Raw genomic sequence first — 15170 nt, 5'->3', positions numbered from 1 at the left:
CGATCAGCGCAGAAAGGGGCCGTTATTACACACTACACGACTGGTAATCAACACAAAGGCCCCTATGATTAGACTTGTTGAGTGGACACTTCTGAAGAGAACACCCCCGGATTGAAATTCCTGAAGTTCTTTACTTCCAAAAATCCACTTCGGGATAAAATTAGGCAAGGTTTGGCAAAGGTCGTATAGTGTACCGGTATTAATTAGCCCTTTTATCGCTTCGGCAGTCGTTCAATGGCTTTCTGGTAATCGGTTTCTACATTCCGAAGCCGCTCCTGACAGAAGGTAATGAGTTCTGTAGCCAGCTGTATCTTGCCGGGGAGTTCATCGAGCGGGACCTGCTCATTTTCTATTTCGTCAACCAGGGTCGTAAGCTGGTCGTAAGCGTCCTGATAAGTCATGTTGTCGTTCGGTTAATTCGTCAGTCTGTTGGTTGGTGCGGCTCCACCGCCGGGATCAACGCATAATGGCTCAGGCGCTGGCTACTGACTCACCAACGCCCTGACTGATCACAGTAATGGTTCCGTCGCGCAGTTGTACCTGAAGTGTCTTGTCTGGCTTGACTGCGGCCACGCTGGTCAGAATTCGCCCTTCCTGAAGTAATAGCGCATATCCGCGCCGGAGCACGTTAGCCGGATCGAGGTGGCGCAGCGTCACCGCTTTTTCGGTCAGGTCGGTGTGGCGGTCCCGAAAATAGTTATGCATAACAAAGCGCAGGCGCTCGGTTTCGCTGTCCAGTTTTTCCCGGGCCGTTTGCATCGCATCCCGGGTGGCCATGCCGATTCGGTCACGCAGTTGCAGGCAACTCTCCTCGAACTGCCGGTTATGGTCGATCAGGAATGCAGCGGCTTTCGTGGGGGTTTTTACACTTTCATGGCACAACATATCGGTCAGACTGACATTACGCTCGTGACCGATACCAGCGAGAATGGGAATAGTAAAACCAGCAACGGTATACCCCATCAGGAACGTATCGAATGAGCCAAAGTCCAGTTGAGAGCCGCCCCCCCGAACAATGACCACGGCATCGTAGGGTATCTCACTCTGCTGAATTCGCTCCAGCTGGCCGCAAATGGCGCGTTCGGCTCCGGTTCCCTGCACTTGGGTCAGGTATTCGTCGACCTGAAACGCGTAGCCGTATGCATTTTGAGTCAGCTCGTGCCGGAAGTCGCGCCAGCCATCGGAGCCGGGTGCCGAAATCAGGGCCAGCCGCTGGATGACCGTCGGACGGGGCAGGAGTTGATTGGCCGTTATGTACTGGCCTGCTTCCAGCCATACGCGGTCGGGATGGTCCTGAACGAGCTTATCGAGAACCGCCTGGCGCTCTCGTTCCAGGTTGCCGAGGGTATAGGAGGGGTCGATCTTCAGGATCTCAACCCGTAGACCGTATACGGGGCTAAACCCTACGGAGACCAGTAGCAATAACTGAATGTTACGGGCAAAAGCCACACCCGTCTCGCTCTCGAAATCGCGGATCGTGTGATGATGTTTCCGCCAGATGCAGGCGTCGAGTTTAGCCAGTGTCTCCCGGCCAGCTTCCCGTTCTATCAGTGTCAGGAAGCAGTATCCCCGGTCGGGGTAATTTTTGATATCACTTGTTTCGGCCACGACCCAGAGCGCCCGCTGTCCGAATGCTTCATCAATGACAGCTTCGATGGTAAACGCTAGATCGGAAAGGCGGATTGGATTCATAGGAGAGGGAGTAACGGAGGAAGGAGGAAAGGGAGGAGGGAGAGTAATGGAGGAGGAAGGGAAGGGAATTGACGATTGTTCGTTTCATCCGGTCCTTTTCTCCCTCCTCCATTACTCCCCCTCCTCCTTTATTTCACACTCCTTCAAACTGGCGCAGGAACCGTACGTCGTTTTCTGTGTACAGCCGTAAGTCATTGACAACAAATTTCAACTGGGTGATGCGTTCGATACCCATTCCGAAAGCAAATCCCGTATATTCTTCAGGGTCGATGCCGCAGTTGGCAATCACCTGCGGATCGATCATACCCGACCCGGCAATTTCGACCCAGCCACTATGTTTGCATATGTTGCATCCCTTGCCGCCACAGATCTGACACGAAATATCGATCTCGGCGCTGGGTTCGGTAAAGGGAAAGTAGGAGGGACGGAAACGGATTTGCGTACCTGGCTCAAACATCTCTTTTACAAAATGATAGAGTGTGTCTTTCAGGTCTTTGAACCCAACGTTACGGTCGATATAGATGCCTTCTACCTGATGGAACATGCAGTGTGCCCGTGCCGAAATGGTTTCGTTCCGGTAAACCCGGCCGGGCATGATCGACCGGATGGGCCGGAAGGTCGTTTCGCCGGATGCTGTCGCGGCCCGTTGGCGCTCCATGAGCCGGATTTGAACGTTCGAGGTATGGGTACGGAGTAGCATGTCGCCCGAGCCTTCGCTGCCTGCTGTTGCTTTCTCCACAAAAAATGTGTCCTGCATATCACGGGCCGGGTGATTGTCGGGGAAATTGAGCGCCCCAAAGTTATACCAGTCCGATTCGATCTCAGGCCCGTCGGCAACATCGAAACCGATTCGTTCGAATATCTGAATGATCCGCTGCCGCACCAGGCTAAGCGGATGTTGCGTTCCGCTCAGGTTGGGCACCGTTGGTAAGGTAAGATCGGTAGGGGGGGCGCTGCCAACTGCATCCTGCTGGGCTTCGATCGACTGGCTGAACGAATCGAACCGTTCCTGAGCCAGGTTTTTTAATCCATTCAGCGCTTGTCCAACAGCCCGGCGCTCAACGGACGGTACTGTTTTCAGCCCTTCGAATAATTCCGTTACTACACCTTTTCGACTGATGTACCGTAGTCGAAACTGTTCTAATTGTTCTTTAGACGCAACGGTTTGTTGTTCAATTTCCTGAGAGATGGCCTTTACTTTATCCAGCATAGACTGCGTTAATAGGTGGTCTTTGGGGTAGCCACAAAGGTACGCAAAAGCGCGGATAGCACTGCCGATTCTGCTTGCAGCGCGCTTCTTTGTGGCGCTGGTAAGGCAGGGCAGCGAGCCGGGTCTATTCTGGTTAGTCGACTGCTTTTTTGTTGAATTGTTGATTAAACGGTAAAATAATACTGATAAGTAAGGAGTTGTAGAACTAAGTATACGGATGAGTAATAATCTATAGAAGTAGGTCTGATTGTTGTAACACTATCAGTACGGGACCTACCAGATGGGACAGTTTTCCTAAACGTTCAGACGTATCAACTAACTGACCATCAGCCTTAAATCATTGTTTACTAAACATCTCCCAAAACGATTATGAAAGCATTTGCCAACGACTCCATCTTCGATCCAATGTCCATTCCTTTCCACAAAAGTGTGGAAAAAGTTGCCGATTCCACCTGTCTTCAGAAACTGCTAATCCCATTCTACGATCGTAAACGTACGGTTTCTGTAGACGAGATTGTTCGTTTGGAAGGTTCTGGCAATTACACTAACTTTTTTCTGAAGGACGGAACAAAGATGCTCGTTTCCCGCACGTTGAAAGAGTACGAAACGTTGCTGGATGGCCAGGCATTTGTGCGTGTTCATAAGTCGTGTATCGTCAACCTAGGTTTTGTTCGTAAATTCTTTGTTAAGAAAGAAGGTGAACTCGAATTGACCGACGGCCAGCAGGTTAAAATTTCGCGTCGCCGGGCTCAGATGTTTATGGACCGCATCCGTGATTTCCAACCAGTTGCTATTAGCTAATTCGCTTTATTATAGCGGCTACTATACGGGAATGGCTCCGTACGTTACCTTTTGATTTGAGTACGTAGTTATACGTAATGAATGGAGTACATTCACTCGAAGATTTTAATGAATAGTTGAACAACGGCTTGATTGACAACTGGTTAACTTAAATAGTTGATCCTTGTCGATCAAGCTGTTCTTTTTGAAGCAGGCATAGCCGGGTAGTTTTGTTTCATCAATCACGAACCAAAACATAAACCTCTGAATCATGGAAGCTATTGCCTATTCCCCTATCCAGCCACTTGCTGTCTCTCCCCAATTTCCAGCCAGTTATCAGCGTGGCGTGCATCGTATTACGCTGCCTTATTTAAACCGCACCATTTTTATTTCTGCCGACGACGTACTGTGCTTGCAGGGGGAAGGTAATTATACATTTCTGCACACCCGGGATCGGAAACGGTATCTGGTGTCGAAGACACTTAAAGAGTTCGAAAAAACGCTCGACGGGTCCATCTTTCTTCGCATTCATAAATCCTATATTGTCAACCTAGCGTATGTACAGCGAGGGGCGTTTACTAAAGAGCGTCAGGTTCGGCTTGCAGACGGTCGTGAAGTGGCTATCTCTCGCCGTCGGATGAAAGATATTACGCAGCAACTGGCTCAGTACTGGCAGCGGGTGTTCAATTGATCCACCCTCGTCCGCTATTTTTCCAGCGCTGCGAAACAGGATTATACTTCATTTTAAATACTGCCATTTAGTGGGTTAATTTGGACGGACAGCCGTTGTTGCAACTTCCTGAAAAGGAGCGGACAGCAACGGCTTGTTTTATGCCAAAAAAGGCAAATCGATTCAGGGTTATCCTGAATCGATTTGCCTTTTTTGACGTCGTTTGATTTAATCAGCGGCTAATCCTGGCCAGATTAGAACAGTTTATAAGCCAGCGTAATCTGCCACGATTTGAAGCGCTGCCCAAACTGACCTCCGTCATTATTGACATTGGCGATATCGCTCAGGTTACCTTCATAACGTACGTCCAGTCCAAGTGAGCCCAGGTCAAGGCCACCGCCAACCTGATAGCCATAATACGCTTTCGACCAGGCATCGTTCAGCGACCCGTTCGTATACTGGCTTAAGGCCTGCCCCAGCCGTTGATTGTCATCGATACGGAACGAGAAGACAGGACCTGCCATTACCCGAATCGGGCCCCCTTTTATTCCCAGCAAAACCGGCACATCGAAGCTCGTAGTTTTAATCGTCACGCTTTCCGATACGCCGTTCCGAAGGATTTCGAACGAACCTGCCCGGGTCGAGTAGAGCAGTTCTGGCTGGATGAACAGATTCCCACCAAGGCGGGTGTAGATACCGAAAGACGTACCGGTTCTGCTGGCGAAACTCTCGCTCAGGTTGTTGCGGAAGGTCTGGCCGTCGACGCTAAGCGATGGTGATCCATTGGCATTGGTACTGGTTGAAACGAAGGAGCCTAGTGAAAGGCGGGAGAGGTTGACGCCCCCCTTGATACCGATCTGGAAACCGCCCTGGGCAAATGTCAGAGCAGGGAGTAGCGCGAGTGCTGCGAAAAGCAGGGATTTTTTCATGGTTGTATCGATAGTATATTGGTTAAACGTTTGGTCGCTTTCGTCGTTGTCCGGGATCAACTTATTTCGAGGAAACGGCGTTTATTAGTAAGCTGCGAACAGCGGGTAAGCCCCGACTGTAGGGAGAACCCTGCTTGTACTCCCATTGGATGGCATACCATGCTTTAGGTTTAATTCATCTATTTTTTTACGCACTACCCCGGCGGTTTCCTGATTGGATTGCTCGCTGATAACTGAGAACATGGCCAAATTAAAAACTACCTATTTCTGCCAGAATTGCGGTCAGCAATCGGCTAAATGGATGGGCCGTTGTGCCACCTGTGGAGAATGGAACACAATTGTTGAAGAAGTTGTCCAGAAAGACGAACCTGAAAAGGGAGGCTGGCGCAGCCCATCGGCTGGTCCCGGCAACCTGAAGGTGGCAGCCAAACCGAAGGCGCTTCATGCTATCAATTATGAAGAACAACCTCGGATTCATACGACCGATGGCGAGCTGAACCGCGTGCTGGGGGGCGGTATCGTGGCCGGTTCGCTGGTGCTGATCGGTGGAGAACCCGGCATCGGTAAATCGACACTGATGCTGCAGATCGCGCTGAGTCTGGCAGGTATGCGGGTCTTGTATATATCAGGTGAGGAGAGCGAGCAGCAGATAAAAATGCGGGCTGAGCGCCTTGATGCGCCTACCAGCGACTGCCACGTCATGACCGAAACCTCGACCCAGAATATTTTTCGGGTCGTTGAGCATTTCGAGCCGGAAATCCTGATCATCGATTCCATTCAAACCATGCAGTCGTCGCTGGTCGAGTCGGGGGCGGGGAGTGTTTCGCAGGTGCGCGAATGCACGGCTGAGTTCATGAAATATGCGAAAGAATCAGGTGTGCCCGTGTTCATGATCGGTCATATTACGAAAGAAGGCACACTCGCCGGCCCTAAAGTGCTGGAACATATGGTCGACACGGTACTTACCTTTGAAGGCGACCGACATACAACCTACCGGATATTGCGCACGAACAAAAACCGGTTTGGCAGCACCGATGAACTGGGCATTTATGAAATGCTCGGCTCCGGGCTGAGGCAGGTCACGAACCCTTCCGAAATCCTGATTTCCCAGCGTGACGAAGCGTTGAGTGGAGTCACCATCGGGTCGATGCTCGAAGGCAATCGCCCGCTCCTGATCGAGTCGCAGGCGCTGGTGAGTGTAGCTACCTATGGTACACCCCAGCGCAGTAGCACGGGTTTTGATGCCAAGCGGCTGAATATGCTGCTGGCCGTGCTGGAAAAGCGGGGCGGTTTCCGCCTGGGTCAGCAGGACGTTTTTCTGAATATCGCGGGTGGACTGCGCGTTGAAGATCCAGCTATCGATCTGGCGGTATGTGCGGCCGTTGTGTCGAGCTATGAGGATATCGCGATATCGCCTTCGGTGGCTTTTGCGGCCGAAATTGGGTTGGGGGGCGAAGTAAGAGCCGTGAGCCGGATCGAATCCCGTATTGCCGAAGCAGAGAAGCTGGGCTTTAAGCAGATGTTTATCTCGAAGTATAACCTGAAAGGACTCGACACCAGGAACTACGGAATCACTATCAGACCTGTTTCCCGGTTAGATGAGGTTTTTCAGGGGGTCTTGATGTAGTGTCAGTAACCTGACTAGCCCCGGCTAAAAGAAGGGAGTCACTAACATCCACGAGAAACTAATAGACGTACATACCGTTAACAGGTGGAGTAAAGTAACTCAACGCACTTGACATTTTCCCGTTATGAGCTATATCAAAGCAGGTTCGGACGCATCCGGCGAAGACATTAAACTTTTTTATACCGATCAGAATCCGGCCAAGGGCAATAGCCTTCCTACCGTGGTACTTATCCATGGCTGGCCGCTGAGCCACGAAATGTGGGATTACCAACTGGCCGAACTTCCCAAGCATAATCTGCGCGTGGTGGCTTATGACCGCCGTGGATTCGGGAAATCGTCGCAAACCTGGGATGGGTACGACTATGATACGCTTGCCGACGACCTGAAAGCGGTTTTAGATACGCTGGACCTCCACAATGTTACCCTGGTTGGTTTCTCGATGGGTGGTGGTGAAGTGGCTAGATACATGAGTCGTCATAATGGCGCCCGCGTAGCCAAAGTGGCTTTTGTAAGCGCCGTAACGCCGTACCTGCTTAAGGGCGACAACAACCCGGATGGCGTTGATAAAGATACGTTCGACACGATGGTCGAGACGATCAATAAAGATCGGGCCGATTTTCTACAAACCTTCGGAAAGCATTTTTACGGGGTTAGTCTGGTTAGTCACCCCGTCAGTCAGGCACACCTCGATGGTGATTTTGCCCGGGCTTATGTAGCGTCTCACAAGGCGACGGTCGACTGTGTGCGCTCGTTCTCGGAAACAGATTTCCGCAACGACCTGACGCAGATTCATGTGCCGGTATTAATTATTCACGGCGATGCCGACAAAACGGTTCCTATCGAATCATCGGGCGAGCTAACCGCCAATGCCTTGCCAAATGCTCATTATCTGGTTTATGATGGGGCTCCGCACGGGCTGTTCGTTACCGAAAAAGACCGGTTGACTGATGACCTGCTGTCGTTCGTTCAGGATAAGACGCTGGCAACGAACTCGTCGTCAACGACAACTTATTGATAAGGCCGAATCCCGGCGTCTGGAAGCCAGTCCTGAAAAGGGCTGGCTTTTTTTGTTTTAGAATTGCTGATACGTTTTAACGTACCGCGATGGCGTCTGTCCGGTAATATCTTTGAACTGCCGGTTAAAATTCGACAGGGTACGAAATCCGCTATCGAAGCTAACCTGTGTGATGCTCAGTGTACCATTCATCAGTAGCTTACAGGCATGGCCAATGCGCACCTCTGATACGAAGCAGGAGAACGTTTTATTGGCATGGGCTTTGAAGTATCGACAAAACGCCGGGGGGGTCATACCCGCCAGATCGGCCACGGTATCCAAACTTAAATCGTCGGTGAAGTGACTCAGCACGTAGTCATGCACTAACTGCATCCGGCGGTAAGCCCGCTCTGGCCGGTCGGTAGTCGATGGACCAGCTTCGTCGCTCTCGGCTGGTTTCATGGTATTCGTATAGCCGGGGCTTGTCAGGGGGCGGTAATCGGTCGTATGGGAGAGGTCGTTCAGCAGCGTGAGCAGATTCAGGATGCGCCCAAAGCCAACTGGTTGCTGCGCCAGACTTCTAAGGCCCGCTTCAGCCATATCGCGGCTAGGCCCTGTCCATTCTAGTCCCTGACGCGATAACTCCAACAGATGCCGTAGCGCCATCATTTCCTGTTTGGCGAAGAACTGCTCACCCAGAAAATTTCCGGAAAAATAAACGACGATGCCGCGGGCTACGAGTGGCTGGCTGGCAGGCGACCGGTTTTCAGGAGAGGAGGATAAAGGGTGGACTGAGCTACCCACTTTAGTAAAATAAGCCTGATCGCTGCGCCAGAGGTGAGGTAGATTAGGCCCAAGAAAGACCAGATCGCCGGGGCCGAAGGGCTTGATCGAATCACCGATAAAGCGGGTTCCCGTACCTTCTACTACCAGAAATAATTGATAATGGGGATGAAAATGCCAGTTCGGGTCGAAATGGGGCTCAACCAGTTCTTTTACGATGAACGATGCCGCTATCGGCTCAAGGTCTTTGCGAAGAGGCTGCTTCATTTATTCCTGCTTTTTAACACGATCAATAAGTCTGTATTGAAAATTATGTGAAAATAAAGTTAGTATTGACCAATAAAAGCCGTGTTGTTAGACGGGCTACTGTCTATTTTTGTTTAATTTTTTATGGACTAAGTATGACTAAGCTGGGAATGAACCTGTTCGTATGGACAGCGGGTATGGATGAAGATTTGTCGGATACGCTGGCGTTTCTGAAAACGAGCGGGTTCGACTTCGTAGAAATGCCGATTAGCGAACCCAATACAGACCGGGCAAACCTGGCCAAATGGGAGCGTATCGGTCAGCAACTGCGTGACTTGAAACTGGGTGTTCAAACCTGCACGATCTGCGGACCAGCGTATAGCCTGATCAGTCCGGACGAGTTGGTCCGTCGGGCGGGTATCGACTATCTGAAACACGTTGTCGATTGTACGGCAGCGGCAGGGGCTACCCTATTGATGGGACCTATGTATGCCGGTTTCAAAACATTTACGGGTAAACCCGCTACAGAACAGGAGTGGGACTGGTCGGTGAAGAGTATGCGCGAGGTAGCGGAATATGCCCAGACGAAGGGCGTTACGCTGGCTATTGAATACCTGAACCGCTTCGAAATCTACCTCCTCACCTGCGCCGACGATCTGGTGCGCTATGTGGTGGCCGTGGATCACCCCAACTGCCGGGCCGCCTTCGATACATTCCATGCCAACATGGAGGAAAAAAATGTAGGTGATGCCATCCGGAAAGTAGCGCCTTACCTGGTGCATGTTCAGATTTCGGAAAACGATCGGTCAACACCGGGAAGTGGGCATATCAATTTCGACGACGTGTTCGAAGCCCTGGCTGACGTAGCCTATGCCGGCCCTATTGCCATCGAAGCCTTTGGACCCAATCCACCCGACCTGGCAGCTGCTACGCATATATTCCGTCCTATGTTCGAGTCGCCTGAGCAACTGGCAACGGATGGACTGGCCTTCCTTAAAAGTCATACCATGCCCGCCGTAATGGTCGGCAACGAAGCCTAAACCGTTAACCATACGCCCGACCGTTCTGGTCGGCACTACCATGAAGCTAAACATTGCTATCGTTGGCCTCGGATTCGGGGCCGAATTTATTCCGATTTACCAACGGCATCCTGATACGAACATGTATGCGATATGCCAGCGCAACCCCGACAAGCTAAACCAGATTGGCGATGAGTTTGGTATCGAGAAACGCTATACCAGCTACGACGATCTGCTGGCCGATCCGGCTGTTGACGCTGTTCATATAAATTCTCCGATTCCAAACCACGCCGAGCAGAGCCTGAAGGCGCTGCGGGCCGGTAAACACGTGGCCTGTACGGTTCCTATGGCTACTACCGTCGACGAGTGCATGGCGATTGTGAAGGCCTGCAAGGAGAGCGGTAAAAAGTACATGATGATGGAAACGGTAGTCTATAGCCGTGAGTTTCTGTTTGTCAAAGAGCTGTACGAAACGGGCGAACTGGGTAAAGTTCAGTTCCTTAAGGCTTCTCATCAACAGGATATGGATGGATGGCCTGACTACTGGCCCGGTTTGCCGCCCATGCATTATGCTACACACTGCGTTGGACCCGTTGCGGGCCTGCTCAAGCTCGAAGCCGATTACGTATCGTGTTTCGGGTCGGGTACGATTCGGAAGGAACTGGCCGACATTCACAACTCGCCTTTTGCGGTTGAATCGGCTCATATCAAATTCAAAGACAGCGATCTGTCGGCGTATGTATACCGGTCACTGTTCGATGTAGCGCGGCAATACCGGGAGAGCTTCGAAGTGTACGGCGACAAAAAATCGTTCGAATGGCAGTTGATCGAAGACGAGCAGCCGGTGATTCACACGGCGAAGAAGCCGGAACCGGAAATTCCGGAAAAAGTGACGGTGCCCGATTACGCTCATTACCTGCCGGAGCCTATCCAGCGCTTCACAACCAAAGGCGTATATGATGCCGATGAACAACAGCATCTGTCATTTACGCAGGGAGGGGGGCATGGTGGTTCCCACCCCCATATGGTCAATGAATTTGTGAGCGCTATTGTTGAGGATCGCGAGCCATTCCCGAATGCGGCTCAGTCTGCCAACTGGACGAGCGTGGGGATTCTGGCTCATGAGTCGGCGCTGCGGGGCGGGGAGATTATAAAGCTGCCTGATTTTACTAATGAATAGGGTATAAACCCGGGAGTTAGGTAGGGACTGAACAACCTGGTGTGGTTCTTTCCCCGCGTAATGCCTCCATTTCTCTGTCGGTCTATCAATACGGTTTACCATGAAAAAACCACTTCTATTCGTATTTGCCAGCGTCGGCATACTGCTGGGTCAGTGTGTGCGTCACCAGCCGGTAAAAAGCCCGCGCGATATGTCATCGTACGAGGGCGGTAAGTCTGGCGTCGGAAGCGCACGCCGGACCGAAATTTTGTTTCTGGGCGACAATGGGCATCACAAACCCATTGAACGGGTGCCTCAGCTGATGGCCGCCCTGGGGAACAAAGGCATTAATATTACGTATACCGACAAACTTGAGGATCTCAACGCCGAGACGCTCAACAAGTATGACGGGCTGCTAATTTATGCCAACTGGGATAGTATCCCCAAACCGCAGGAGAAAGCCTTGTTGGACTATGTCGCGTCGGGCAAGGGGGTGATTCCTGTACACTGCGCGTCCTATTGTTTTCGTAACTCACCCGAGTACGTCGACAAGGTGGTTGGCGGTCAGTTCTGGCGGCACAAGATGGATACGATCCAGACACGCTACACCCAGGCTAACAGTCCGCTAACGGCGGGTTTGCCCCTGATTAAAGCCTATGACGAAACCTACCTGCACTCCCATTTGCAGGCCGATAACAATGTGCTGGCGGTTCGCGACATCAAAGCCGATCAGGCATCTGACCGGCCTGATGCAAAAGAAGAGCCCTACACCTGGACCCGGCAGTACGGTAAGGGACGGGTTTTTTATACAGCATACGGCCACGATGAGCGTACTTGGAGCCAACCCGGTTTTCAGCAGATGCTGGAGCGGGGTATTTTGTGGGCCGTTGGTGACGAGGTGAAAAAGAAGCACGATGCGTTGAATCCGCAGCCATTCGCCTACCACGAAGCCAAACTGCCCAACTACGAGAAGCGCCCTGGTGCACAATTGCAGCAGGAACCGCTATCGCCCCAGGAGTCAATGAAGCACCTGCAGGTGCCGGTCGATTTTACACTCGATCTGTTTGCGCATGAGCCCAATGTAATGCACCCTATTGCGCTGGCCTGGGATGAACGTGGCCGTATGTATGCGCTCATTACCAAGGACTATCCCAACGAGCGCAAGCCTGAAGGGGGTTCTGATGTGATCGTGATTTGTGAGGATACCAATAAAGACGGCAAAGCAGACAAGTTTACCAACTTCGCCGAAGGGCTGAGCATCCCAACCGGCATGGTCTTCGCCAACGGGGGTTTATATATTTCGCAGGCTCCGCACATGCTGTTTTTGCAGGATACCAATGGCGACGACAAAGCCGATGTGAAGAAAGTTGTCTTCACCGGTTTTGGTACCTTCGATACTCATGCCGGGCCCAGCAACCTGCATTATGGGTTCGACAACTGGATTTGGGGTAGTGTTGGCTACGCTGGCTTCAAAGGAAAAATCGGGGCCGATAGTGTGAAGTTCAGTCAGGGCTTTTTTCGCTTCAAACCGGACGGTTCCAAACTGGAGCACGTAACCGGTACGTCGAACAACACCTGGGGTATGGCCTTCAACGAGACGGGCGACGTATTCGGTAGCACAGCCAATAATTCACACGGGTGGTATATGGCCATCCCGAACCGCTACTTCCATGGTGGGGCACACCTGCGCGAGAATGGTAGTCGGGGTACCGATACCCATAAGGATATGAAGCCAATCACGGAGCGCGTTCGTCAGGTCGACGTGTTTGGCGGTTTCACCGCAGCCGCCGGTCACAACTTCTATACAGCCCGCGCTTTTCCACCTGCCTACTGGAATAAAATCGCTTTCGTCGCTGAACCAACGGGCCATATCCTGCACCAGAACCTGATGCGTAAGAATGGCACCGATTATGAAGATACCGAAACGACCGGTATTGGTTTTAACCTGATTGCGGGTGCCGATGAGTGGTTTGCGCCTGTGTTTGCTGAAGTGGGACCGGATGGGGCCGTATGGGTAGTCGATTGGTATAGTTATATCATTCAGCATAATCCAACTCCGGCCGGGACCACGAATGGATCGGGAAACGCCTATGAAACCCCCCTGCGTGATTTTACCCACGGGCGTATCTACCGCGTTGGTTACAGCAAGGCACCCGCCTATTCGCCACTGGCGCTTAGTAAAGACCGTCCGGCTGAGCTGGTAGCTGCGCTGAAAAACGATAATATGTTCTGGCGCATGACTGCCCACCGGCTACTGGTTGAACGGGGCAACAAAGATGTTATCCCACAGCTACTACAGCTGGTAAACGCCCCGTCGACCGATAAAGCAGGTATCAATCCAACCGCAATCCATGCGTTACGGGTGATCGAAGGGCTAAACGCGCTGAACGATCCAGCCGTGATTCCGGTCATGCAGGCCGCGCTGGGGAATACCGACGCTCATGTTCGCAAAACCGTCGTGCAGGTGTTGCCCCGTAACCAGCAGTCGGCCGATGCCCTGCTGAAAGCGGCCATGCTGTCGGACAAAGAGCCACTGGTTGTGTTAAATACGCTGCTGGCCTTCTCTGAAATGCCGCAAAGCCCAGCTATTCAACAAGCCATTCTGAGCCGACTGGCCGAAACGAATACCGCATCGGCTGGGGGGAACGAAGTCAATGACCGCTGGTTGCCCGAAGCGTTTGCCTGTGCGCTGGCTGGACAGGATGGACAGTTGATGAAAACATACCTGAAAAAGGTATCGGCAAATACGCCCGCAACACCGCCTGCTCACGACATGAACATGCATAAGCCCTCGAAAACGGGGAAAGGCGGGCCAAATCCGGCCGAGCTGCAGTCGACCCGTTCTGGCGTGTATCAGGAGGAACCCGGTATGCCGGTAGTGAAAAACGAGCCGACAGCCAGTCCCGTTGCTACGCAGCCCGATCTGCTCATTGCCGCCATTCGCACCACCCCCGAGTCGCCTGCTGTGCGCGAAGGTACGCGCATTCATATCGACGTTACGAATGCAGGTGGAGAGGCTATACCGGCGGGGACACCAATCCCGCTGACGGTACGGATCGAAGGGCCGAACAACGTATCGGACCGCGCCAAAATCGATTTTGTGAGTGTTGCACACACTACCGGTATCAAAGCAGGCGAAACGGTCACGATCAGCAAAGGGAACAATGGCCCCTGGAGCACCGACTTCAACGTTAATTTCGACCGGGCTGGTCAGTATACCATTACGGTGATGCTGGATCGGGAGAACAAAATCGCTGAGTCTAACGAGCAGAACAACAACAAAACCCAGTTGCTGACATACCGGTCTCCGCAAAGCATGAGCGCTTACGTGCTCGAACGGGCCATTCGCAGTTATACTTCCGTAGCACCGGTAGACTCGGTTGTGGCCTTGTTGCGTCAGGCGAAAACGATGGACGAAGCCCAGCGCTCGGCTGTTGTCAAAGGCGTTGCCGAAGGGTGGGATATGAAACAGAAGCCAACGCTTCGCGAGGCCGACAAATCGTTTCTGGCCAGCCTGACAAGCTCCGTTTCGCCCGACAATCGCGACCGGCTGAACCGGCTTTATGAAGCCTGGGGGCTCGTGAAAGAGCAGCCTGCCGATCCGAACGTAGAAATAGTGCAGTTAAAAACAGTGCGCGAAGAGATGCGGTTTGATAAAAAAGAATTTACCGTCACGGCGGGAAAGTCTATTGAGATCGTACTGGCCAATCCCGACGCCATGCAACACAACCTCGTGATTGGCCGGCCAAAAAGTATGGATATCATTGGTACTGCTGCCGATAAGCTGATTACGGCTAAAGATGGCGCTGAGAAAGGCTATGTGCCAACGCTGCCGCAAATCGTCGCGGCTACGCCACTGGTGAATCCTGACCAGACATACCGGCTCCGGTTTACCGCACCAGCAGCGCCCGGAGATTACCCCTTCGTTTGTACCTTCCCCGGCCACTGGCGTATTATGAACGGTGTCATGAAGGTAGTGAAAGCCAGCACAGCCGTTAGTGCCAAGTAAAGCATTCGTTTTTTAAAAGCGTAAGCTGGTTGATGTAGACTGGTATAATAAG

12 protein-coding genes are annotated in these 15170 nt (G+C 52.1%); 7 read left to right on the top strand and 5 right to left on the bottom strand.

The window, feature by feature from the left end; all coding sequences use genetic code 11:
• Positions 1-212 precede the first annotated feature (212 nt).
• The 3 genes from xseB to pheS all read right to left on the bottom strand — a co-directional run bounded on the left by xseB (position 213) and on the right by pheS (position 2902).
• Complete coding sequence (gene xseB, locus FH603_RS05185; protein ID WP_186736403.1) at positions 213-401, bottom strand: exodeoxyribonuclease VII small subunit; 189 nt, start codon at positions 399-401, stop codon at positions 213-215.
• A gap of 70 nt (positions 402-471) precedes the next feature.
• Positions 472-1692 carry an exodeoxyribonuclease VII large subunit gene (locus FH603_RS05180; protein WP_186736402.1) on the bottom strand — a complete coding sequence of 407 codons (1221 nt, stop codon included), beginning with the start codon at positions 1690-1692 and terminating at the stop codon, positions 472-474.
• A gap of 133 nt (positions 1693-1825) precedes the next feature.
• Positions 1826-2902: a phenylalanine--tRNA ligase subunit alpha gene (gene pheS / locus FH603_RS05175; RefSeq protein WP_186736401.1), complete on the bottom strand. Its 1077-nt coding sequence runs from the start codon at positions 2900-2902 to the stop codon at positions 1826-1828.
• Positions 2903-3271: 369 nt separating this feature from the next.
• Between pheS and FH603_RS05170 the strand changes: the two genes are divergently transcribed.
• Together FH603_RS05170 and FH603_RS05165 are read left to right on the top strand one after the other, a co-directional pair.
• Complete coding sequence (locus FH603_RS05170) at positions 3272-3703, top strand: LytR/AlgR family response regulator transcription factor (RefSeq protein ID WP_186736400.1); 432 nt, start codon at positions 3272-3274, stop codon at positions 3701-3703.
• A 250-nt stretch (positions 3704-3953) separates the two neighbouring features.
• Positions 3954-4373, top strand: a complete 420-nt coding sequence (locus FH603_RS05165) for a LytR/AlgR family response regulator transcription factor (RefSeq protein ID WP_186736399.1) — start codon at positions 3954-3956, stop codon at positions 4371-4373.
• Positions 4374-4606: 233 nt separating this feature from the next.
• On the opposite strand, the gene FH603_RS05160 is transcribed toward FH603_RS05165, so the two are convergent.
• A complete protein-coding gene (locus FH603_RS05160; RefSeq protein ID WP_186736398.1) occupies positions 4607-5281 on the bottom strand; it encodes an outer membrane beta-barrel protein in 675 nt (224 codons plus the stop codon).
• A 241-nt stretch (positions 5282-5522) separates the two neighbouring features.
• On the opposite strand from FH603_RS05160, the gene radA reads away from it, so the two are divergent.
• Both radA and FH603_RS05150 read left to right on the top strand, forming a co-directional pair.
• Positions 5523-6908, top strand: coding sequence for a DNA repair protein RadA (radA, locus tag FH603_RS05155; protein ID WP_186736397.1), 1386 nt, complete (start codon positions 5523-5525; stop codon positions 6906-6908).
• A 124-nt stretch (positions 6909-7032) separates the two neighbouring features.
• Positions 7033-7923 carry an alpha/beta fold hydrolase gene (locus tag FH603_RS05150; protein ID WP_186736396.1) on the top strand — a complete coding sequence of 297 codons (891 nt, stop codon included), beginning with the start codon at positions 7033-7035 and terminating at the stop codon, positions 7921-7923.
• Between the two features lie 57 nt (positions 7924-7980).
• Here the strand turns inward: FH603_RS05150 and FH603_RS05145 are convergent, their stop codons facing one another.
• On the bottom strand, positions 7981-8952 hold the full coding sequence (locus tag FH603_RS05145) for an AraC family transcriptional regulator (RefSeq protein WP_186736395.1): 972 nt from the start codon (positions 8950-8952) through the stop codon (positions 7981-7983).
• A 134-nt stretch (positions 8953-9086) separates the two neighbouring features.
• On the opposite strand from FH603_RS05145, the gene FH603_RS05140 reads away from it, so the two are divergent.
• The 3 genes from FH603_RS05140 (at position 9087) to FH603_RS05130 (ending at position 15118) form a co-directional block, all read left to right on the top strand.
• Positions 9087-9971 carry a sugar phosphate isomerase/epimerase family protein gene (locus tag FH603_RS05140; RefSeq protein WP_186736394.1) on the top strand — a complete coding sequence of 295 codons (885 nt, stop codon included), beginning with the start codon at positions 9087-9089 and terminating at the stop codon, positions 9969-9971.
• 40 nt (positions 9972-10011) lie between these two features.
• Positions 10012-11130, top strand: a complete 1119-nt coding sequence (locus tag FH603_RS05135; protein ID WP_186736393.1) for a Gfo/Idh/MocA family protein — start codon at positions 10012-10014, stop codon at positions 11128-11130.
• Between the two features lie 100 nt (positions 11131-11230).
• Positions 11231-15118, top strand: coding sequence for a PVC-type heme-binding CxxCH protein (locus FH603_RS05130; protein WP_186736392.1), 3888 nt, complete (start codon positions 11231-11233; stop codon positions 15116-15118).
• Positions 15119-15170: the final 52 nt, after the last annotated feature.

Origin of the sequence: Spirosoma utsteinense (assembly GCF_014282275.1) — a bacterium.
In the GTDB taxonomy this organism is placed as follows: Bacteria; Bacteroidota; Bacteroidia; order Cytophagales; family Spirosomataceae; genus Spirosoma; species Spirosoma utsteinense.
Note: the sequence above shows the minus strand (reverse complement) of the source record. Positions and strands in the feature narration are given on the sequence as shown.

Excerpts from the sequence above, each read along its gene's own strand:
- FH603_RS05145 (WP_186736395.1), bottom strand. The coding sequence starts at position 8,952 with ATGAAGCAGCCTCTTCGCAAAGACCTTGAGCCGATAGCGGCATCGTTC.
- pheS (WP_186736401.1), bottom strand. The coding sequence starts at position 2,902 with ATGCTGGATAAAGTAAAGGCCATCTCTCAGGAAATTGAACAACAAACC.
- FH603_RS05165 (WP_186736399.1), top strand. The coding sequence starts at position 3,954 with ATGGAAGCTATTGCCTATTCCCCTATCCAGCCACTTGCTGTCTCTCCC.
- FH603_RS05135 (WP_186736393.1), top strand. The coding sequence starts at position 10,012 with ATGAAGCTAAACATTGCTATCGTTGGCCTCGGATTCGGGGCCGAATTT.
- FH603_RS05140 (WP_186736394.1), top strand. The coding sequence starts at position 9,087 with ATGACTAAGCTGGGAATGAACCTGTTCGTATGGACAGCGGGTATGGAT.
- FH603_RS05180 (WP_186736402.1), bottom strand. The coding sequence starts at position 1,692 with ATGAATCCAATCCGCCTTTCCGATCTAGCGTTTACCATCGAAGCTGTC.
- xseB (WP_186736403.1), bottom strand. The coding sequence starts at position 401 with ATGACTTATCAGGACGCTTACGACCAGCTTACGACCCTGGTTGACGAA.
- radA (WP_186736397.1), top strand. The coding sequence starts at position 5,523 with ATGGCCAAATTAAAAACTACCTATTTCTGCCAGAATTGCGGTCAGCAA.
- FH603_RS05150 (WP_186736396.1), top strand. The coding sequence starts at position 7,033 with ATGAGCTATATCAAAGCAGGTTCGGACGCATCCGGCGAAGACATTAAA.
- FH603_RS05130 (WP_186736392.1), top strand. The coding sequence starts at position 11,231 with ATGAAAAAACCACTTCTATTCGTATTTGCCAGCGTCGGCATACTGCTG.
- FH603_RS05170 (WP_186736400.1), top strand. The coding sequence starts at position 3,272 with ATGAAAGCATTTGCCAACGACTCCATCTTCGATCCAATGTCCATTCCT.
- FH603_RS05160 (WP_186736398.1), bottom strand. The coding sequence starts at position 5,281 with ATGAAAAAATCCCTGCTTTTCGCAGCACTCGCGCTACTCCCTGCTCTG.